Annotated in this window: 21 protein-coding genes and 1 pseudogene; 14 read left to right on the top strand and 8 right to left on the bottom strand. The window is 64.1% G+C overall.

Annotation, left to right across the window (positions count from 1 at the left end; genetic code table 11):
• The first annotated feature begins 224 nt into the window (after nucleotides 1-224).
• On the top strand, nucleotides 225-1,415 hold the full coding sequence (locus QTI17_RS29670) for an NHL repeat-containing protein (protein WP_286537437.1): 1,191 nt from the start codon (nucleotides 225-227) through the stop codon (nucleotides 1,413-1,415).
• A 493-nt stretch (nucleotides 1,416-1,908) separates the two neighbouring features.
• On the opposite strand, the gene QTI17_RS29665 is transcribed toward QTI17_RS29670, so the two are convergent.
• Nucleotides 1,909-2,805 (bottom strand): LysR family transcriptional regulator, encoded by an 897-nt coding sequence (locus tag QTI17_RS29665; RefSeq protein WP_286537313.1) that lies wholly within the window; start codon nucleotides 2,803-2,805, stop codon nucleotides 1,909-1,911.
• A 92-nt stretch (nucleotides 2,806-2,897) separates the two neighbouring features.
• Here QTI17_RS29665 and QTI17_RS29660 point away from each other — a divergent pair, with 92 nt between their 5' ends.
• The 5 genes from QTI17_RS29660 to QTI17_RS29640 all read left to right on the top strand — a co-directional run bounded on the left by QTI17_RS29660 (nucleotide 2,898) and on the right by QTI17_RS29640 (nucleotide 9,127).
• Complete coding sequence (locus QTI17_RS29660; protein ID WP_286537311.1) at nucleotides 2,898-4,025, top strand: NADH:flavin oxidoreductase/NADH oxidase; 1,128 nt, start codon at nucleotides 2,898-2,900, stop codon at nucleotides 4,023-4,025.
• Nucleotides 4,022-4,519 (top strand): (2Fe-2S)-binding protein, encoded by a 498-nt coding sequence (locus tag QTI17_RS29655; protein WP_286537309.1) that lies wholly within the window; start codon nucleotides 4,022-4,024, stop codon nucleotides 4,517-4,519. The genes QTI17_RS29660 and QTI17_RS29655 overlap by 4 nt, the downstream gene beginning before the upstream one ends.
• Nucleotides 4,438-5,508 (top strand): FAD binding domain-containing protein, encoded by a 1,071-nt coding sequence (locus tag QTI17_RS29650; protein ID WP_286537306.1) that lies wholly within the window; start codon nucleotides 4,438-4,440, stop codon nucleotides 5,506-5,508. The genes QTI17_RS29655 and QTI17_RS29650 overlap by 82 nt, the downstream gene beginning before the upstream one ends.
• Nucleotides 5,505-7,901, top strand: coding sequence for a xanthine dehydrogenase family protein molybdopterin-binding subunit (locus tag QTI17_RS29645; protein ID WP_286537303.1), 2,397 nt, complete (start codon nucleotides 5,505-5,507; stop codon nucleotides 7,899-7,901). Before QTI17_RS29650 ends, QTI17_RS29645 begins: the two co-directional genes overlap by 4 nt.
• Nucleotides 7,902-8,701: 800 nt before the next feature.
• Entirely contained in the window at nucleotides 8,702-9,127 is a 426-nt protein-coding gene (locus QTI17_RS29640; protein ID WP_286537302.1) for a hypothetical protein, read from the top strand.
• Nucleotides 9,128-9,841: 714 nt separating this feature from the next.
• Here the strand turns inward: QTI17_RS29640 and QTI17_RS29635 are convergent.
• Nucleotides 9,842-10,204 carry a winged helix-turn-helix transcriptional regulator gene (locus QTI17_RS29635; RefSeq protein WP_286537300.1) on the bottom strand — a complete coding sequence of 121 codons (363 nt, stop codon included), beginning with the start codon at nucleotides 10,202-10,204 and terminating at the stop codon, nucleotides 9,842-9,844.
• A 110-nt stretch (nucleotides 10,205-10,314) separates the two neighbouring features.
• Between QTI17_RS29635 and QTI17_RS29630 the strand changes: the two genes are divergently transcribed.
• The 5 genes from QTI17_RS29630 (at nucleotide 10,315) to QTI17_RS29610 (ending at nucleotide 13,549) form a co-directional block, all read left to right on the top strand.
• Nucleotides 10,315-11,049, top strand: coding sequence for an SDR family NAD(P)-dependent oxidoreductase (locus QTI17_RS29630; protein WP_286537299.1), 735 nt, complete (start codon nucleotides 10,315-10,317; stop codon nucleotides 11,047-11,049).
• Between the two features lie 69 nt (nucleotides 11,050-11,118).
• A complete protein-coding gene (locus QTI17_RS29625; protein ID WP_286537298.1) occupies nucleotides 11,119-11,721 on the top strand; it encodes an NADPH-dependent F420 reductase in 603 nt (200 codons plus the stop codon).
• A 125-nt stretch (nucleotides 11,722-11,846) separates the two neighbouring features.
• Entirely contained in the window at nucleotides 11,847-12,260 is a 414-nt protein-coding gene (locus QTI17_RS29620) for a nuclear transport factor 2 family protein (protein ID WP_286537295.1), read from the top strand.
• Nucleotides 12,261-12,387: 127 nt separating this feature from the next.
• Nucleotides 12,388-13,020 (top strand): class I SAM-dependent methyltransferase, encoded by a 633-nt coding sequence (locus QTI17_RS29615; RefSeq protein ID WP_286537292.1) that lies wholly within the window; start codon nucleotides 12,388-12,390, stop codon nucleotides 13,018-13,020.
• Between the two features lie 103 nt (nucleotides 13,021-13,123).
• A complete protein-coding gene (locus tag QTI17_RS29610) occupies nucleotides 13,124-13,549 on the top strand; it encodes a Bug family tripartite tricarboxylate transporter substrate binding protein (protein WP_286537290.1) in 426 nt (141 codons plus the stop codon).
• A 21-nt stretch (nucleotides 13,550-13,570) separates the two neighbouring features.
• On the opposite strand, the gene QTI17_RS29605 is transcribed toward QTI17_RS29610, so the two are convergent.
• On the bottom strand, nucleotides 13,571-13,810 hold the full coding sequence (locus QTI17_RS29605; protein ID WP_286537288.1) for a fatty acid desaturase family protein: 240 nt from the start codon (nucleotides 13,808-13,810) through the stop codon (nucleotides 13,571-13,573).
• Nucleotides 13,811-13,962: 152 nt separating this feature from the next.
• Here QTI17_RS29605 and QTI17_RS29600 point away from each other — a divergent pair, with 152 nt between their 5' ends.
• On the top strand, nucleotides 13,963-15,645 hold the full coding sequence (locus tag QTI17_RS29600; protein ID WP_286537436.1) for an AMP-binding protein: 1,683 nt from the start codon (nucleotides 13,963-13,965) through the stop codon (nucleotides 15,643-15,645).
• Between the two features lie 230 nt (nucleotides 15,646-15,875).
• Here the strand turns inward: QTI17_RS29600 and QTI17_RS35255 are convergent.
• The 3 genes and pseudogenes from QTI17_RS35255 to QTI17_RS29585 form a co-directional block, all read right to left on the bottom strand.
• Nucleotides 15,876-16,016: pseudogene (locus QTI17_RS35255) on the bottom strand (IS91 family transposase); the annotation flags it as partial.
• 389 nt (nucleotides 16,017-16,405) lie between these two features.
• Nucleotides 16,406-17,254, bottom strand: coding sequence for a phosphoadenosine phosphosulfate reductase domain-containing protein (locus tag QTI17_RS29590; RefSeq protein ID WP_286537286.1), 849 nt, complete (start codon nucleotides 17,252-17,254; stop codon nucleotides 16,406-16,408).
• 89 nt (nucleotides 17,255-17,343) lie between these two features.
• Nucleotides 17,344-18,171: a metallophosphoesterase gene (locus tag QTI17_RS29585; RefSeq protein WP_286537283.1), complete on the bottom strand. Its 828-nt coding sequence runs from the start codon at nucleotides 18,169-18,171 to the stop codon at nucleotides 17,344-17,346.
• A gap of 110 nt (nucleotides 18,172-18,281) precedes the next feature.
• Between QTI17_RS29585 and QTI17_RS29580 the strand changes: the two genes are divergently transcribed.
• Nucleotides 18,282-18,944, top strand: coding sequence for a hypothetical protein (locus tag QTI17_RS29580; RefSeq protein WP_286537282.1), 663 nt, complete (start codon nucleotides 18,282-18,284; stop codon nucleotides 18,942-18,944).
• Between the two features lie 97 nt (nucleotides 18,945-19,041).
• A complete protein-coding gene (locus QTI17_RS29575) occupies nucleotides 19,042-19,272 on the top strand; it encodes a hypothetical protein (RefSeq protein WP_286537281.1) in 231 nt (76 codons plus the stop codon).
• 44 nt (nucleotides 19,273-19,316) lie between these two features.
• Here the strand turns inward: QTI17_RS29575 and QTI17_RS29570 are convergent, their stop codons facing one another.
• Together QTI17_RS29570 and QTI17_RS29565 are read right to left on the bottom strand one after the other, a co-directional pair.
• Complete coding sequence (locus QTI17_RS29570) at nucleotides 19,317-19,613, bottom strand: hypothetical protein (RefSeq protein WP_286537280.1); 297 nt, start codon at nucleotides 19,611-19,613, stop codon at nucleotides 19,317-19,319.
• Between the two features lie 164 nt (nucleotides 19,614-19,777).
• A complete protein-coding gene (locus QTI17_RS29565; RefSeq protein ID WP_286537278.1) occupies nucleotides 19,778-19,993 on the bottom strand; it encodes a hypothetical protein in 216 nt (71 codons plus the stop codon).
• Between the last annotated feature and the right edge of the window lie 13 nt (nucleotides 19,994-20,006).

Below are 20,006 nucleotides of genomic sequence, written 5' to 3'. Positions count from 1 at the left end.
ACCGTCTCGCTTGCCTACTTGTGCTGGGCGTGTCGCTCACCCTCGCAGCCTGCGGCGGTGGAGGCAGTGGGGGCTCCTTGACAGCTCTCCCGCCACCGGCAGCGGCCACATCAGGAAACGCCACAACGGGAGACCAGACGGCGCCCACACCTCCTCCATCAGTCCAGCAACCAGCCGCTTCCCACGCAGTCGGAGGTTCAGTCAGCGGTCTCACAGGAACCTTGGTGCTCCAGAACAATGCAGGCGACGACCTAAAGCTATCGGCCGACGGCAAGTTCACCTTTGCCGCTGCGCTCACTGACGGCTTGGTCTACGAGGTCAGCGTGCGCACCCAGCCCATGTGGCAGTTCTGCACCGTGACCCAGGGCAGCGGCAAGGCCTCGGCCGCCGTCAGCGACGTGGCGGTCGCCTGCTCGGCGGCGGCGGCACAGGTGTCCACGTTGGCCGGGTCCGGCACCATCGGCTCGGTCAACGGCAACCGGACGGCCGCATCGTTCTACCTCCCATACAGCGTGGTCGTCGACAAGAACGGCAGCCTGCTCGTGTCGGATACGGCAACGAACCTTGTGCGAAAGATCTCGCCCGCTGGCGATGTCACGACATTTGCGGGCGGTGGCAACGGCGGTTCTTCGCAAGACGGCAACGGAACAGCAGCCTCGTTCTCGGGCCTGTCCGGTCTTGCGCTGGATGCGGCGGGCAATGCCTATGCTGCGGAATTCGGCGGCAACCGCATCCGCAAGATCACGCCCGCAGCCGACGTGACCACACTCGCGGGCAGTGGCGCCGTCGGTTCGCTCGATGGCCACGGCACCTCTGCCACGTTCAACACCCCTTCGTCGGTGGCCATGGACGCCGACGGCAACATCTACGTGCTCGAATTCATCGGCGCTGTTGTCCGCAAGATCACGCCTGCCGGCGACGTCACCACGCTGGCCGGCTCCGGCACTGCAGGCTTCGCCGACGGCACGGGGGCTGCCGCGTCTTTCGGGCAGGCCTATGGCATAGCCACCGACGCTGTCGGCAACGTCTACGTTGCCGACAGCGGCAACAACCGGATCCGCAAGATAACACCAGGCGGCGTGGTCACGACGCTGGCCGGTTCGGGCTCGAGCGGCGCGGCCGATGGGGCAGGCAGCTCCGCATCTTTCAACATGCCAGGCGGCCTGACAGTTGACAGCGACGGCAACGTCTATGTGGCCGACACAGGCAACAGCCTGCTGCGCAAGATCACGCCGGCAGGCGTGGTCTCCACGCTCGCCGGCCAGCCCGGTGTGCTGGGCGCGCAGAACGGCATCGGTGCGGCCGCCACATTCAAGCAACCTTATGGGGTGACGGTGGATGTCGTCGGCAATCTGTACGTAGCCGATACCTTTGGCAACCTGATTCGCAAGATAACGCCAATCCCTGCTCCCTGAGTTGCACTTGAAGGCCGCAGCGCTGGAACATTTCCTCGCATTCCGCTCCGCATGCAGGCTCACAAAATGTCAGCTTCGAAGAAATGGGAACAGCCGCAATGGGCCCTGAATGCCATTTCTCGACATTGGGAAGCAACCGCTCACGCGCGATTTCGTCTTGGTTGTCCGTTACCGCTCGCGATCCGAGGCGAGCGTCGCACGCGAACTTCCTCAACGACGTCGGCGAGGTCAAGTTCTAGATTGCACCTGCCGTTCCTTAAGAAAAGAGCCAAGGTCAGGTTTCGGCGACCGCCGTCATTCGACAGCAAATTTCGAATGGCAGCAGGCAGTCTGAAGCACGCGTTCGAGCCAGGCCGTCGAACTGGGCCTACCGGGCAACAGCCGAAGTTCGACCCGATGCGCCCAAGGTTCGTTCAAGACTGATTGCCGACAGTCGCACTTTCGAGCACAAAGTCCGTCCTTTCTACAAATCGATCATTCCCGACAATCGCTGTCACTTCGCAGATCGCCCGACAAACTCGATCAACGCCTTCAGCTTCGTCGGCTGGTCGTGCCGGCTCGGGTAGTACAAATAGAAGCCGGGAAAGGTCGGCGAAAACTTGGTCAAGACGCGCGTTAGGCGCTCGGCTTTGACAAGAGGAGCCGCCAACGCTTCGAAGGTGTAGACCAGCCCGACACCTTCCAGGGCGGCGTCCAGGCCGAACAGCGAGTCTGAAATGGTCAGGCTGCCCTGCACCTCGTACTCGACCGGACGGCCCTCGATCTGGAACTCCCATTTGTAGATCGCGCCTGAACCCGAACCCCGAAAGCGCACGCAGTTGTGGCGCACCAGGTCGTTCGGATGGCGCGGCGCCGGCACGCGCTTCAGGTAGTCGGGTGAACCGACCACGGCCATCGTTACCGGCCCGCCCAGCGGAACAGCCACCATGTCCTGCTGAACGCTTTCACCCAGGCGGATGCCGGCGTCGAACCCGCGCTCGACGATGTCGACGAAGCCTTCGTCGTTCGTCAGTTCGATGTGCACTTGCGGATTCTCCTGGAAGAAGCCGGCCAGCCGATGCTGCAGAACCATCGCGACCGACACCCGGGCCGCGTTGAGCCGCAGCGTGCCGGCGGGCCGGCCCTGCATCACGTTCAACTCTTCTCCAGCTTCGACCACCTGGCCCAGCGCCGGGCCCACCCGCGCCAGGTAAGCCTCGCCTGCCTCGGTGAGGCTCACACTGCGGGTCGATCTGTTCAGCAAGCGGACGCCCAGCCGCGTCTCCAGGCTCCGGATGGCTTGGCTCAGCGCAGAGGGCGAAACCTCCAGTTCCGCGGCCGCGGAGCTGAACCCCTTGTGTTCAGCGACCTTCCAGAACGCGATCAATCCGTCGAGCTGTTTGAGCTTCATCTTGAAGATTATCTTCAAACGGCATCCGGCATTAGGGGATTTTTCTTTTGGATGGCGACTTTTACAGTCCGCTGCACCACAAAGGAACTTCGATGTCCGGCCTCTTCGACAGCTTCACCCTGAAGCAAATCACCCTCCGCAATCGCATCGCTGCATCACCGATGTGCCAGTACCAGGCCAAGGATGGCCTGATCACCGAATGGCACCTTCCGCACTACGCGGCGTTGGCACGCGGCGGCGTGGGCCTGGTGGTGGTCGAGGCCACTGCCGTGTCGCCGGAAGGCCGCATCACGCCCGGCGACCTGGGGCTGTGGGGCGATGCGCACACCAAAGGCGCTGCGGCCATCGCCAAGGCGATTGCCGATGCAGGTGCCGTCCCGGGCATCCAGCTCGGCCACGCGGGTCGCAAGGCGGGCTGCACCCCGCCATGGGAAGGCGGTGGGCCCATCGCTTCCAGCGACCTGCAAGCCTGGCAGCCCATCGCGCCGTCGGCCGTACCGCTGATTGCCGAGCGTCCTCATGTGCCAAGGCAAATGAGTCTGGAAGACATCCAACGGGTCCAGCAGGATTTTGCCGATGCGGCCCGGCGCGCCCTGGCGGCCGGGTTCCAGTGGCTTGAGCTGCACTTCGCGCACGGCTTTCTGGCCCAAAGCTTTTTGTCGACGCACTCGAACCGGCGCAACGATGCCTATGGCGGCAGCCTGGAAAACCGGGCCCGTTTTCTTGTGGAAACCGTCGCCGCCGTCCGGCGCGTGTGGCCTGCGCACCTGCCACTGACCCTGCGTCTCGGTGTCGTGGAATTCGACGGCCACGACGAGGTGAATCTGCCCGAGTCCATTCAAGTCCTCCAATGGCTCCAGGCCGAAGGCGTGGACCTGGTGGATGTCGGCATCGGCTTTTCAACGCTCGCGCCGGTGCCGTGGGCACCCAACCTTCTGGTCGATACCGCCGCCCGCGTCGCGCGAGAAACGGGCCTGAAGACCACCACGAGCTGGCTGATCACCGACGCGAAGGACGCCGACCGCGCCGTGCGCGAGAACAAGGTCGATCTTGTGATGGTCGCCCGGCGCCTGCTCGACAACCCGCACTGGCCCCGACAGGCCGCGCGCGAGTTGGGTGTCGTTGAACAGGTTCTGCCGACGCCCTATGCGTACTGGCTTCAGAACTGGTCGCCGCAACCCGAACCGATTTCCATTGAAAGCTGCCAGGAGCTTGCATGACCGCTTTGGCCCCCCGCCCGCTCGCGCTCGAGGTCAACGGCCAGCGCCACGACCTGCGCCTGGACACCCGCACCACCTTGCTCGACGCCCTGCGCGAGCACGCCTTTCTGCCCGGCACCAAGAAGGGCTGCGACCAGGGCCAATGCGGCGCCTGCACCGTGCATGTCGATGGCGAGCGGGTGCTCAGTTGCCTCACGCTGGCTGCCCAGGCCGAGGGCCGCCAGATCAAGACCATCGAAGGCCTGCAGACCAGCGACGCCGTGATGCACGTCGTGCAGACCGCGTTCATCGAGCACGACGCCTTCCAGTGCGGATACTGCACGCCGGGTCAGATCATGTCCGCCGTGGCCTGCATCCGCGAGGGCCATGCCAATTCGGACGAAGAGATCCGCGAGTACATGAGCGGCAACATATGCCGATGCGGCGCCTACCCGCACATCGTGGTCGCGGTGCGCGATGCGGCCGGCCGCGTGAAGAAGGGAGCCGTGCTATGAAAGCGTTCGACTATCTGCGTGCCGACACCGTCGCGGCCGCGGGCGCTGAAGCCACCCAAGCAGACACCCGCTTGCTCGCCGGCGGCACAACCCTGCTCGATCTGATCAAGCTCAACGTCGAGCGGCCTGCGCGCGTGGTCGACATCACGCGCATCGCCGGGCTCGATGGCATCGCTGTGTCGTCTAACGCCATCCGCATCGGCGCGCTCGCGAAGATGAGCAAGGTCGCGGACCACGCTGACATCAAAGCCGCCGCGCCCGCGCTGTCGGAAAGCCTCTGGCGCGCTGCCTCGGCGCAGCTGCGCAACATGGCCTCCATCGGCGGCAACCTGATGCAGCGCACCCGCTGCATGTACTTTCGCGATCCGGGCGCCTACCCGAACTGCAACAAGCGCACGCCGGGTTCGGGCTGCGCGGCGCTGAATGGCGTCAACCGCAACCACGCCGTGCTGGGCACCAGCGAGGCCTGCATCGCCATCTATCCTGGCGACTTCGCGGTGGCGCTGGTCGCCTTCGATGCCAAGGTCATCGTGCAGGGCGCCACCGAGCGGAGCATTCCGGTCGACGAATTCTTCCTGCTGCCCGGCCAGACACCGCATCTGGAAACCCGCCTGGCACCCGCCGAAATGATCGTCGGCGTCGAGGTGCCGCGCTCGGCGGTGCTGCAACGCTCGCACTACCTCAAGGTGCGGGACCGCGCCTCTTACGAGTTCGCGGCCGCCAGTGCGGCGGTAGGCATTGAGATGGAGCCTGATGGCAAGACGATCCGCGAGGTGCGCATCGCCGTCGGCGGCATTGCGACCAAACCCTGGCGGCTGCGTGCGGTCGAAGCGGCGCTCAAGGGCAAGACGCTCGACGAAGCCACGCTGCGTGCTGCCGCTGCTGCCACCGCCGACGGCGCGAAGTCGAGCGGACACAACGCCTTCAAGATCGACCTGGCGCCCAAGGTCGTCGCACGCGCTTTGATGACTGTTGGAGGTATCGCATGACCGCACAAAACGAACTCGAACTGAATCGCCGCGCCGTCATGAAGCTCGGGGTCGGCACCGCCGCGGTAGCCACCGCAGGCGTCGGCTTTTCGGCCGACGAAGCCTTCGCGCGCGAAGTCGCGCCGGCCCGCGGGCCGGCCCTCGGCGCTGCCCTGTCGCGCGCCGAAGGCCCATTGAAGGTCGCCGGACTGGCCCGTTACGCGATCGAGCAAAAGCTCGAGAACATGGCCTACGGCGTCACGGTGCAATCGACGCGGCCGGCCGGGCGCATCGTCAACATCGACACCTCGGCCGCGAAGGCGCTGCCAGGCGTGGTGGATGTCTACACGCCGCAGAACCCGTTGAAGCTGAACAAGCCGACCGTCTACAGCAAGGGCGGCGGCGCGACCGAAGATTTCACGCCGCTGCAGGACGACGTGGTGCGCTTCAACGGCATGCACATCGCGCTGGTGGTGGCGGACACGTTTGAACAGGCGACGGAAGCGGCGAACCTTCTAAAGGTCACTTACGAAGATGCCTCGCCGATCCTTGACCTCCACGACCCGAAAGCGAAGCCGCAAGACATCGCCGACATGGGCGCGAAATGGGGCGATGCGCCTGCTGCGCTCGCCGGGGCCGAGGTCAAGCTGGCCGTCACCTACACCACGGCCCGCGAATACAACGTGCCGCTGGAACCGCACGCGTGCATCGCGTCATGGGACAACGGAAAGATCACTGTCTGGGAACCAAGCCAGTGGGTCGGCGGCGCGCGCAGCGTGGTGTCCGAGTGGCTGGGCATCGACATCGAGAATGTGCGGGTGATTTCGCCCTATGTGGGCGGCGGCTTCGGCTCGAAGATTGGCGCGCATCCGCATGTCGGCCTGGCCTGCTCGGCGTCACGCCAGCTCGGCCGACCGGTCAAGGTGTCCCTCACGCGGCCGCAGACTTTCACCGGCCTGGGCGGCCGGCCGGCGACGAAACAGAACCTGTCGATCGGCGCCACGAGAGACGGAAAGATTGTGTCCATCGTTCACGAGAGCTGGAACGAAACGGCCATCGACGAGGTGCATGTCGAGGCCTGCAACAACGTGACCAGGATCATGTACGCGACGCCCAACTTCGTGTCGCGCCTGAACGTGGTGCCGGTGCACACCGTCATGCCCGGCTGGAAGCGTGGCCCGGGCGAGAACCCCAGCGCATTCGCGCTCGAAAGCGCGATGGACGAGTTGGCCTACGCGCTCAACATGGACCCGATCACCCTGCGCCTGGCCAACTGGGCCGACAAGGACCCGAGCAACCAGTTTCCCTGGACGACGCGGCAACTGCGCGAAGCCTATGCCGCAGGCGCCAAGGCCATCGGCTGGTGGAACCGCAACCCGAACCCGCGCTCGATGCGCGAGGGCCGCGAGCTCATCGGCTACGGCATGGCCGCCGGCGCCTATCCGATGATCCGCACCGCAAGCGAAGCGAAGATCGTCTTCCATGCCGATGGACGCATCGAAGTGCTCAGCGCCGGCACCGACATCGGCACCGGGACGTACACGATCCTCGCGCAGACCGCTGCAGATGCGTTGGGTGTGCCGGTCGCGAACGTCGTGGTCCGGCTGGGTGACACCGTGCTGCCGCGATCCGCACTGGCCGGCGGCTCGCAGCAGGCGAACAACCTGGCGAGCGCCGTCGCCAAGGCCGCGCGCAATGCCATCGACGCGCTGCGCACGTTGGCAGCCAGCGACCCGAAATCGCCGTTGGCGACGTCCAAGCTGGCGGACCTGAGCTTCGAGCGCGGCACCCTTCGCCTCACCCGCCGCCCGACCGGTGGGGTCAGCATCGCGAACCTGCTCAAGGCCGTGGGCAAGACCAGGCTGGAAGTCGAAGGAAACACCTTCGCCGCCGATGCGACCGAGGCCACGAAGAACGCGGCCGACCGCAGCTTCGCGCAACTGAAAGGCGCGATCGAGGGCGGCCTGTCAGCTCACAGCTGGTGCGCGCAGTTCGTGGAGGTGCGCGTCGACGAGGACTTCGGCACCATCCGCGTCAAGCGCATGGTCGGTGCGTTCGACAGCGGGCGAATCTTCAACCCGAAGCTCTCGGAAAGCCAGTGGATCGGCGGCATGGTGATGGGCTTGGGGCAAACGCTGCTCGAAGAAGGCCACATCGACCAGCGCGACGGCCGGACCGTGAACGCGAACTTTGCGGACTACGCGGTGCCCGTGAATGCCGATGTGCCGGAGATGCAGGTGATCTCGGTCGGCATCCCCGACCTGCAAGCCACCGCGCTCGGCGGCAAGGGCGTCGGCGAGATCGGCGTGGTGGGCGTGGCTCCGGCCATCGGCAACGCCGTGTTCCATGCAACGGGCAGACGGATTCGGAGTCTGCCGATCACGCTTGAGAAGGTTAATTCGGCGAGGGCTTGAAGGCTTTGAGCAGGTCGAGAGTAGTTCGCCTGCTGTTTCAACGCGTTGGAAACGACGCCGCTCTTGAACTTGACGACTGCTCCCGGCCATCGAGCACACTTTCACGCCAGCTGCATGAAAACGACTGCAATCGCATCGAGCCGGAAGCTCGCAACAGTTTGGCGAACGACGGCAAAGGGCCCTGAACGCCATTTCTCGACATTGGGAAGCAGCCGCCCACGCGCGATTTCGTCTTGGTCGTCCGTTACCGCTCGCGATCCGACGCGAGCGTCGCACTCGAACTTCCTCAACGACGTCGGCGAGGTCAAGTTCTAGATTGCACCGGCCGTTCGTTAAGAAAAGAACCAAGGTCAGGTTTCGGCGACCGCCGTCATTCGACAGCAAATTTCGAAAGGCAGCAGGCAGTCTGGAGCACACGTTCGGGCTTGGACCTCGAACTGAACCTGCCGGCCAGGAGCGGGTATCTGTGAACGGCAACTGTCCGGCAGCTCGGTTCCCTCGGTTTGCACCAAGCGAATGACAGGGCTACCATGTTGCTGACCGCCCGGGGGTGTCAGCCGTTGCGCTCGGCAGGCTGTTTCACTTGACTCGGTGTGGGTTCGATGAGAGTTGAGAGCGGCCAAGAGCTGGAGAACCGTGATTACTCAACGCAACTTGTCCGTCGGATTGCCATTGGCGTTCGCTCTGGGGTCGCTCACGCGAGTGCGGCCACGCCCAAAGGTCACCGCTTGGCTCAATCCACACAGCAGAGCTAACAATGCTTCCGGTGCGGAGCAGTTCCATGGTGCAAGGCTCACATCATGAGTGACCGGCGCATCCTCATCGTGGCGCATCGGACCGCGGCCTCGCCCAAACTGCTCGCCGCGGTCGCCGAGCGGGCCGCACGCGAGCCGTGCGAGTTCACGCTCTTGGTTCCCCGGCCGTATTGGGACCCGGACACCGAGGAGGCGGCCATCACGCTCGAGCTCGCGATTCCGCTGCTCGACACGGCCGCGGGCTCACATGTGCAAGGGATCGTCGGGGCTACCGACCCGTACGAGGCCGTGCGCCAGACACTCGAGCGCGAGAAATACGACGAGGTCATCATCTCGACGCTGCCAGAGCGGATCTCACGGTGGTTGCACCTCGACCTTGCCCACCGCATCGAGCGGTTCGGCGTGCCCGTGAGCGTCGTAACTGCGGACCAGGCGGAGCGCACCCTCTCGCCAGGAGCCGGGTCGAACTGATCGGATGCCGCGCGTCGATCCGAGCCGCGCCTCACTGCGTCTGGATCAGCTGATGCCGGCGATTCAGCGCTTGCGTTTGCACTTCGCAATGGCAGCTTTGGGTCGGGCAATCCTGAACTTCGAACGACGGCAACGGGCCCTAGCCTGCCCTCCACGAGCGCCCATCGTGCGGCTCCTAGGCGATTGCTGTCCTCCCCTTCCGCAGGGCGAACTCACGCTGTGACGCCGATTCCGGTCACCCAGGTGCCAAGAAGATCCCGGGACCAACGACCGGTCCCAAGGTATTTCAGACATCGCCCATGCTCCACCCCCTCACGGGTGCACCAAGCGAATTTCGAAGCCCGATCGAACGACGTCGCCGAAGTGGTAGTCCGGGCCCAAAGCGGTAGTCGACATCTCGAGATTGAGCGCCTGCTAGCTGACATTCTTGCTGTCGAGCAGTCACGAGGCCGCGAGCTGCGCCATACGCCCTGCTGATGCCGAACTGGGACGGCAGCGGGTGCCGGCTGTCGATGCAATGAGGGAGATGACCGCATGGCTCGCCGCCTTCCTTAAGCACCGAGCGTTCGCTGCCGCACAGACGACCGGCTTGGTTCACCCTATCTTCCGGTCAAGAGTGGCCAAGAGTGGTCAAGAGTGGTCTGGCGTGGAGGCTGCGATGGTCAAAACGATGTGTGCGACTGAAAAGCAGAAGCGGCGGTTGCCGTGCGCATGCTAGGGCAACATGTCTCGCTTGGCGAAGATGATTGCCATTTCCGCCGCGTTCTCGGTTCCCCAAGTACACAACGGGACGATCGCATCTGCCAGGCTGCGGCCGAGCGGGGTCAGCGCGTAGTCGACACGCGGCGGCACTTCCTTGTAGTCGGTCCGCGCCAGCACGCGATCGGCCTCCAGATCTTTCAATTGCTGGATCAGCACCTTGTCGCTGACGCCCGGGATCAAGCGCTTGAGCTCGCCGTAGCGCCTCGGGCCGTCGCGCAGGAAGAACAGGACCAACGGTTTCCACTTGCCCGAGATGATGCGGAGCGTGGCGTTGAGCCCGCAGCCGGTATCGCAGATTTCAGGGGGGGTCGTCATTTTTGGTACTTACCTAAAAGTGCATACTTGTCCTTAGGTTATCAGAGCTGCATTTGTCCTCGAGTAAGCAGTTGCCTGCTTCCGTACAACTCCAACCAAGGAACCAGGACATGACCAGACTGAATGGAAAGACCGCCGTGATCACCGGCGGCGCGACCGGCATCGGCCGCGCCGCGGCAAAGCGCTTCATCGAGGAGGGCGCCTTCGTCTTCATCTTCGGGCGCAGGCAAGAAGCGCTCGATGCCGCTATCGCCGACCTCGGGCCGAATGCCCGCGGGGTGAAAGGCTCGGTCTCCGATCTGGGCGACCTCGACAGACTCTATGCAGCGGTGAAGGCCGAGCGGGGGACCCTCGACATCGTCTTCGCCAATGCCGGGGCGGGAAGCCCGCTTCCACTTGGCAAGATCACCGCCGAGCATATTGACGAAGCCTTCGACACCAATGTGAAGGGAACGATCTTCACTGTCCAGCAGGCGCTGCCGCTGATGGGCAAAGGCGGTTCGATCATCCTGACCGGATCGAGCGCCGGCACCACGGGTGCCCCTGGCTTCACCGCCTACAGCGCGAGCAAGGCGGCCGTACGCAACCTCGCGCGCACATGGGCGGAGGACCTGAAGGGCACCGGCATCCGAGTCAACGTGTTGTCGCCTGGGGCGACTGCGACCGAACTGGCGAAGGAAGCGCTGGGCGAGGAGGGACAGAAGGCCTACGGCGCGATGACTCCGCTCCAGCGCATGGCCGATCCGTCTGAGATCGCGGCGGCGGCGGCCTTTCTCGCGTCATCGGACAGCAGCTTCATGACCGCCAGCGAGGTCGCTGTCGACGGCGGCCTGGCGCAACTTTAACGCGCTACGGCCGGCGGGCACTCCATTCGGTAGGAGCCCGCAGGGCGCGGTAAGCCAAAAGGAAAACATATGAGCTATGCAATTATCGGCTTCGGTAAGATCGGTCACGCTCTTGCCAAGGCGTTTGCCCGCAGGGGCATCGAAGTTTCCGTTGCAACCAGGCGCGACCCGGAGAGCTTTGCGTCCGATGCGGCCGCGATCGGACCCACGATCATTCCCAAAACACTGGCGGAAGCCGTCAAGGCGGACATCATCTTTTTGGCTGTCCGTTTCGAGTCGCACCAGGATGTCGCGAAGGCGCTGCCGACCTGGCAGGGAAAGACGATCGTTGATGCGACAAATGCCTACGGCGTGCCCCTTGAGCAACTGGGAGGACAGCCTTCTTCTGCCAAGGTCGTCGCGCAGGCCTTTGCTGGTGGAAGACTGGTCAAGGGCTTCAACCATTTGGTCGCTGCCGTCCTTGACCAAGATCCGGCCGTACATGGTGGCAGGAGAGTCGTGTTCCTGGCGAGCGACGAGGATGGTGCAGCAGCGGAGATCAGTGCGCTCGCGGAAGAACTTGGTTTCGCGCCGATCAATCTTGGCGGCCTTTCCGAAGGTGGGCTGCTGGTCCAGGCGCGCGGCAATAGCTGGGGTCAACTGATCTTTAAGGACTTGATCAAGTTCGACTGATGGATCACCAGATACCGCCTTGACTCGATCTCGGCCGAATGGCAGCCGCGACGTTGTCGGCGGCAGGTCCGCAGCCTATGCGGTGAGATTGGATGAGGTCCGATCTAGTGGAAACGGAGAGCACGATGAGCATCGAAGCGAATGTCCAGACGGTGAAGAATTTCTTCGCCGCGATCGGCCGCGGCGACAGGGAACGTCTGCTGGCGCTGGTCGCCGAAGACATCGAGTGGATCATCCCGGGCGAGGGCTGGCCATTGGCCGGAACGCGCCACGGTCACGCGGGGCTGGCGGATTTGCTTGAGACCGCATCCAGGTCGATAGAAACGTCCACGGAACCCCGGGAGTTCGTAGCGCAAGGAGACAGGGTCCTGGTCATCGGCTTCGCCAGCGGCAAGATCAAAGCAACGAACAAAACGTTCGAGGATGACTGGATCTTCGCCATCACGGTCCGGGACGGCCGACTGACGAGCATCCGGGAGTACATCGACACGCAGGCACTGGCGCGGGCCTCGCAGGTGGACGCGGCCGGCTTGGCGTAGTGCTCGCAATACACGGCACTCGGGAGGGGTTAGACGGCGGATCAGCCGCGGATTTCCCCTCGCACGCCGCGCACTCTTCAAACCCCAAACCCCAAACCCCAAACCCCAAACCGCAACGGAGATCCCGATGTACGACCAATCCAAGCTATCCGAGTTGATTCGGTTCGCATGCGTAGATGCAGGCTCCACTGTCATCGATGTTTACCCAGGTGACGGCGACTGGACCCGTCTCTTTTCCGACATCGTGGGACCCGAAGGACGGGTCTACAGCTTTGTGCCGGCCGAGGTCGCCCACTTCAACAACGATCCTGTCGGCCGCATGCGCAGGCTTGCGAAGGAGCCGGGCCGCGAGAACGTCGAGGTCGTCTCCGCGGACCTCATGGCGCTGCCGGAGGCCACGCAACCAGCGGACGTCCTGTGGCTGCACCTGTTCTATCACGACCTCCACACCTCCCTGATTCAGGCCAGAGGCGCGACAGCGGCCCTCTTCAATCAAGCTGTCTTTGAGAGGCTGAAGCCCGGTGGGTTCTACGTCATCGTAGACCACGCCGCCGCCGTCGGCGTAGGCACGAACGACGCTGAGTCGCTGCATCGGATTGAGCCGGTATCCGTCCGCGAGGAGGTGGAGGCGGCCGGCTTCGTACTGGACGCGGAAAGCACCTTGCTCGCGGACAAGGAAGATACGCACTCGATCAAGGTGTTCGACCCCTCGATCAAGGGCGAGACCGATCGTTTCGCCTACCGGTTCGTGAAGCGCTGACGGGTTCCGGCGCCGCCTTCGAGTCGACCTCCTCGATGGGTGCAAACAGCCCCGTCGAAGACATCGAGACAACCCTGCTTGCGGTCCTGAAGTTGGCGAATGGATGAGTTCAGGGTGCCGCAGCGCTGAAGGTGGATCTCGTCGAGGGCACCATCCCTTGCGGTATCTCAGTGGTTTCCGATCTCATCGATTGCACCGCGCTGGGCGCATCCGCATCCTTGCAACATCCGGCGGGAAGCGGCTTTCCCAACTTCCTGAAGTGGCGACGTTTGCCGAGCAAGGTTTTCCGCACATCGTGGCCAGCGGCTGGGTTGGCATCTTCGCGCCAGCCGATACACCGCGGCCGATCATCGACGAATGGTCGGCGGCGCTCGTCACGACGGTGCGGTCGGCGGCGTCACAGCAGAGGCTGATCAACCTGGGGGTCGAGCCGACCGGCACGTCGCCCGACGAGTTCGCGGCCATCGTCGAGGCAGACGTGGCCCGCTGGGCGCCCATCATCAAATTGTCCGGCTTTCAGGCCGAATAGAGACGGGCCGGCCTATCGCCCTCAACGCTTGCTGGCGAGGCTCCGTATGACCTGGACATATCCTCCGGTGACGTGGGCCTGCTGAAAGACTTCCTTGTCCCTCAACAACTGGTGTATCCGCCGCAGGTTGTAGGCGGGAACGGTCGGCGCCAAGTGCTGGTCGATGTGGAAGTTGACGAAGTTCGGTGCGAACAGCAGGCGCTCCCACCACGCCGCGACGCCCATGCGCGTGTTCGACTGCAGCCTCTCCTTCAATTGCATCCAGTGCATTGATTCTGGGTCAACTATGCATTGGACTCAATCGGTCCCCGCCGGAACAATCGCACCTCACAGAGTCCCGGCGTTCACACACAGGACCCGGCCCGCGAAATTGCAGCCAAGGAGACAACCTGGTGAACGCCATCCAGAACACCGTGCACGCCGCCGCATCCTCGTTACCGCCCTCGTATCAGGACGCGACGACGACCCAACGGCATTGGCAGGCCAGCTACGGCAGCACGCCGAACGAAATCAATCCCGACGCCTATCGCTCGGTGGTGGACATGATGGACCAGGCCATGAAGCGCTTTGCCGACCGGCCGGCGATGCGCTGCGCAGGCCAGACGCTCAACTACGCCGACCTCGATCGGCTCTCGCGTGACTTCGCAGCCTACCTGCAGAGCAAGCTCGGTGTGAAGAAGGGCGACCGCGTCGCCGTAATGACCCCCAACCTGCTGGCCTTCCCGATCGCTTTCCTCGGCATTATCCGCGCCGGTGCCGCGCAGGCCAACGTCAATCCCTTGTACACGCCGCGCGAACTCGAGCACCAGCTCAACGATGCCGGTGTCGAGACCCTTGTGGTCTTCAGCGGCGTCACCGCTACCGTGGCCGAGGTCGTGGCCAGGACCCGGCTCAAGACCATCGTCACCGTCGGCCTCGGCGACGGCAGCGGCGTCTCCTTGCCGAGCCCGCCGGTGGACGGGCGCCTGACGGGCGCCGTTGCCTTCACCGATGCGCTGGCCGAAGGTGCGGGGCTGCCCTTCACGCCGGTCGATGTCGATGGCGACGACCTGCTGTTCCTGCAGTACACCGGCGGTACAACCGGCCTGTCCAAGGGGGCGGCGCTGTCGCACCGCAACCTGGTGGCCAACACCGAGCAATTCAAGGCCTTCATGCCCTCCGTCCTGCGCCCGGGGGAGGAGGTCGTCGTCACGGCGATTCCCCTGTATCACATCTTCGCGCTGATGGTGAACTTCATCAGCTACTTCTCGGTCGGCGCCGACAACTGGCTGGTGCCCAATCCCCGCGATTTCGACAGCTTCCTCGACACGCTCAAGAAAGCGCGTCCGAGCATCTTCATCGGCGTCAACACGCTCTACGCGGGGCTTGTCGCCCACCCCCGAGGCAAGGAAGTCGACTGGTCCAACCTGCGCCTGGCCGCCGGCGGCGGCGCGGCCGTGATCGGTGCGGTGTCCGACAAGTGGAGAGCGCTCACCGGAACCTTCATCCGCGAAGGCTATGGCCTGTCGGAAACCTCTCCGATCCTGACCTTCAACCCGGCCGCAGTGAACGAATTCACCGGCACCACCGGGTTGCCGATGCCCTCGACGGACATCAAGCTGCTGGATGGCAACGGGTGCGAAGTCGGCATCGGCGAGGCCGGCGAGATCTGCGCCAGGGGCCCGCAGGTGATGAGCGGGTACTGGCAGCAGCCTGAGGCCAATGCGGCCGCCTTCACCGCCGACGGCTACTTCCGCACCGGCGACATCGGCATCTTCGACGCGCAAGGGTTCCTGAAGATTGTCGACCGCAAGAAAGACATGGTCATCGTCTCCGGGTTCAACGTCTACCCCAACGAGGTCGAAGCCGTGGCCACCGGTTGCCCCGGTGTCGCCGAATGCGCATGCGTGGGCGTGCCGGACGAGAAGACGGGCGAGGCTGTCAAGCTGTTCGTGGTCAAGGCGGCGAACGCCGCCCTCGGCGAGATCGAGCTGATCGCCCATTGCCGCGAGCAGCTCACCGCCTACAAGGTGCCCAGGATCGTGCGCTTCGTCGAGGCCTTGCCCAAGTCCACGGTCGGAAAGATCTTGCGCCGCGAACTGCGCGACGTGGCATGAAGCCCCGCCGCAGACAAAGCGATGAGCGAGAACACCTATGGCATGGCCGTCCTTGCCGATTGAATCGGTAAGGAGCTCGGCAGTTCGAACTGGATGACGTGGACCAGGACCGCATCGACGCCTTCGCGCAGGCGGCAGCACAAGAGCCTACCGCTACCAGATGCTGGCCATGCTGGGCTGGCGAGCCTTTCCTGACTCTGGCGCATTCGGCACTCGACGCTGGTGTGCGTCTTGAATGCCTGCGCATCGGCCAAGGGGGCCTGCTCGCCGAAGTAGCGCAGATGACCTCTGACGTGTCGGCGCTGCAGTTCTTCTACGAAGGGGCGTCGTAACAGACGCGAGAGCACCCGCACAGGCAGGAAGAAGCCCGGCAAGCCACCCAGCGCGTACCGCTTGTGTCCAGGGGGTGCGCGAAGCGCCTACCGCGAATACGAAGGGACTTCCCACCTTTCGGTGACGGTGTCGAAGCAGTTGTGACCAGCAATCTGAAGCTGGAAAGGAGAAGCTTCGGGCAACCCTACGAGACCGCCGGGTGGCCCCAGCATGTCTCTTTGGCTCCCGAGCAACATTCACGATGTCAAAGTTCGCCAAAAACCCATGACTCGCACGGCCTTAGTCGAAAATTTCCACAACCTTAGTCATCTAAAGGTAAGCCATCGCGCGCTCAACCCATAGGCCCACCGCTGCGGGGTAGGGCACCCCCAGATCGGCCATCTCACCGACCGTGAGCTTGCGGTCGATCGTCACCCCAAAGTCGTGCTCATAGGCAGCGACCCGGCCGAAGGCACGCGGCGCGATCGCGCGATTCGTCGCCCATTGGTTCCTCGATCCGAACACACAAAAGACACGAAACGCGTCCGTAACCTAACTCATATGCGGGATGAAATTGCAGAGAAAACCGTTGGATGATCTGCCACACCTGCGCTTCGGACCAGCTGTGAACTGCGCGCCAGTGGTCGATGTGCCGGGCAAACTTCCCGCCGCGGCCGTCCGCGCGGTGCTGCTCGAACGTGGCGTACCGCGCACGCGAGCTAGATTCCTCGGCCCGCTCACCCGTGACCACGAGCGTGCGCTGGTTTTGAAACTTGGGATCGTTGCGCAGGTATGCCACTCCGACGTCTATCTTCGAAGCACTTGAACACCATCTGACCGATAACGAGGCCGCCTTCTGCGGGAACTTGCGCCGGGTGCCGAGCGGGCCGTTCACGCCGCCGGTCTGGATGCGCTGGCCGTCCTTGTAGAAGACCACCGGTGCTGTTCGGGTCTCCTGCCTGCACATCTCGCGCTCGATCCCGCCCTCCCTCCAGGAGGTCTGGAACCCCATGCCCAGGTGACGCGCGACGGCCTCACCATAGGCCAGCGTCACAGGCCAGTCCATGAGGCCTTCGCCCGCTGCCGGGTCGCCGTCGACGTTGTGGTGGTGCAGCTCGATCTTGTTCGCCGGCACGCCCAGTTCCAGCAGGTGGAGCACCATGGCCAGGCTGTCCTTGCCCGTAGAGAAGAAGCAGACGAACCGGTCGTAGGACGCGAGGTCCGGAGTTCCCTCATCGTTGATGTAGGCGAGGTCGTCTTCGGCGGTGGCAGCGGATTCGATGGCGAGCGAGGTCATGCAATCAGCATACGGACCGCATCCGAACTCGCGCTAGTGCAGATTGAAAAAATATGCCCGCGACATGCTCCTGCCGCGAACAGGCACGCTCAGATCTCGACCACGAGCCCGGGGATGAACGCCGGATTCAGCTGGGGCTCGAAGGCGCTCGCGTAGCCGCGCGGATTGCAGATGACCCGGGTGTTGCCGACCTGGTAGTCCATGCTGTCATGCGTATGGCCATGGATCCAGAGACTGGGGACCTCGAAGAAGCTCGCAGGAAGCTCATTCACATACGCCGCCGAGAGCCACTGCGAAGCAAACTTCCGATGGAGCGATCCGCGGTGCGGGGCGTGATGGGTGACAACGACCGTGGTCCCCTCGAAAGGCTCGGCCAGCTTGTCGGAGAGCCACCGACGCTGCATGAGATGAAGCGCGGCCGTGTCCTCGGGCGTCAGTCGGCGCTTGCGCCTGTTCACCCTGTCGGGATACCCGCTGCGGCTGACGTTCTCCGCCACCCGGATGCACTTGTAGTCGTTCATCTTCCAACGCGCTACCTCCATGGCGCGAGCGACATCGCTGACCGCGCCTCCGTCGGTCTCGATCGCGAGAGCGAAGTCGCTCCACAGGGTCGTCCCAAGGAAACGGACACCGTGCAGCACGACCTCGCCGGGACTCAACGCGTGGATGTTGCTGGAGGCCGCCTGGCGCATGTCCGCCAGTGCCGTGTCCATCACCCCGCTGTAGAACTCATGGTTGCCCGGCACGAAGATGATGGGCGTGTGCTCGCCGAAGTTGCCGGGCCGCTGTGCCCAGCGGAGGGCCTTGGCTGCGGTCCCTGCGATGTCGCCAGCCAGGATCACGGCGTCGACCTCGACCTCTGGCACGCGGAACGCGCCGCTGTCGAGGTGCAGGTCTGAGAGGACGAGGAGTTTCATGCAGTAGCAGCTTACGGGAGGCGCTGGCGACCGCGCTAGGGCAGGGCGGCGCTTGGGCTGTCCGACGGGAGGCGTAGCATTCGGGGGAATCGGTATTTGGAAGTCAAAAGTTGTCATCGATCAAGACCCAGGCGCTGTTGCGGCGCGTCGCCGCCACTTCCGGCCCGGAGCGCTCGTTCTGGAAGGCCGTTGCTGCGCTCGAGCAAGAGCCCAGGCCGAACTGGGGCCTAGATCTGCACGCGGGACGGCAGCCCCTGGCAGCTGACGCGTTCGTCTACCTGGTCGACACCAGCAACTTGTGGGTGGCGGCCGCGGCGATCTCGCCGGGGCAGCTGGTCGCAGTGAAGGCCGAGGTCGAAGGATCCGATAGCCCCGAGCTGCGCGCGCTCGCTGCTGTCGCGATGGCCAGCGCCAGCCAGGCGGCGCAGCAGAAGGAGGGATCGATGGCGTCCCCAGAGACGTTGCAGGCGTTCGCCGCGGGCCTGCGCGCGATCGCCGCGGCGCCAGGATTCATCGCCACGGCCGAGCAGTCGCCGGAACTCGACAACCACCATTGGATTCTGCTGCTGTACCGCCTGGTCGACGGTGCGTTGCTCGCTGGGTTCGGCTGCGTCGATGACCCGATCCCGGGCATGCTCGACCGCGAGACGCTGATCGAATTTGTGGCGAACATGGTCGAGATGGATCTGGAGCCAGGAGCGCTTGTGCGCGAGGCGGCGGTGGCGCATGGTGGCTCGACGATCGCGGACGTGCTGATGACCAGGCCGAGCTGACTCCGGGATCGAACACTTCCCGGCGACGGCATCCCGACCTGGCGTTGTTAAGCTACACCTTCAATATGCAGACGAAGGAAGACGCATGCCTATAGCAATGGACGCCAGCATCTACGACTCCCTGTGCGCAAGGGTGCTCAATGAGACCCAGGCCAGTGCGGTCATGCTGGTCGTCGTTGGTGGGCCGAAGGGAAGCGGCTATTCCGTTCAAGCTCTTGAGGCGCTCACTGAGAGCTGCGATTTTGCCAAGGAGGCACCGAGATTGCTGCGCGAACTGGCCGACCATCTTGAGGGCACTCGCGGAGGATCCAGAGGATCAACGCATTGACGACCGCTCGGTCTCGAAGTGAATCGATGGGAAGACGAGGAGGCTTAGGACTGAACGCGCCGATACGTTCCCTTCGGGAAACACGCGTTGGGCGCCGTCACTTCGAGGCGCGTGCTCTTCGCGTCTTCGACGATCGTGACGCCGCTGCCCGAGTAGCTGTTCGTCGCCTCGTTCCACTTCGGGTAGAAGGCCTTGCCTGCGCAGGCGCTTGAAGTGAACTCCGTAGCACCCCGAGCGCCGTAGGCCTTGCCGATGGTGACTTTGCCGTTGGAGAAGTCTCCTTCTCCGTCGAGGTCTGCATGGGCAGACAGCGATGCGGCGGCGAAGGCGAGGGCGATCAAAGGTAGTTTCATGCTGTGTGTGGACTTGGGCCAAAAATGGCGGATCCTATTCGATCGGTGCGTGAATTCATGCCGACGCGCGCTTCGCGGGAAAGGCCTGTAGTGCGGGAACGAAGATAGGGTCGACTGCCGCTCGGGTTTCGCGCGCCGCCGCCGCCGGGACGCTATGCCTTGACGCGGACGATCTCAACAGGCCCGAGGCCCGAGTAGACCGTCTCACCAGTCTTCAGCAGCGTCACGGTCCACCGATCGCCAGGGGTGATCTTGTAGTCGCCCGGCTCGAAGGGGAGTTCGTGCGTTTCGGTCACACCCGCGCCCAGCCACGAAGGCATGCGGAGTAGGGCAGGGGATCGGGCGAAAAGGTCGAGGGAATCGGTCATGCGCCGATCGTAC

Origin of the sequence: Variovorax sp. J31P179 (assembly GCF_030316985.1) — a bacterium.
GTDB classification, from domain to species: Bacteria; Pseudomonadota; Gammaproteobacteria; order Burkholderiales; family Burkholderiaceae_C; genus Variovorax; species Variovorax ginsengisoli_B.
Note: the sequence above shows the minus strand (reverse complement) of the source record. Positions and strands in the feature narration are given on the sequence as shown.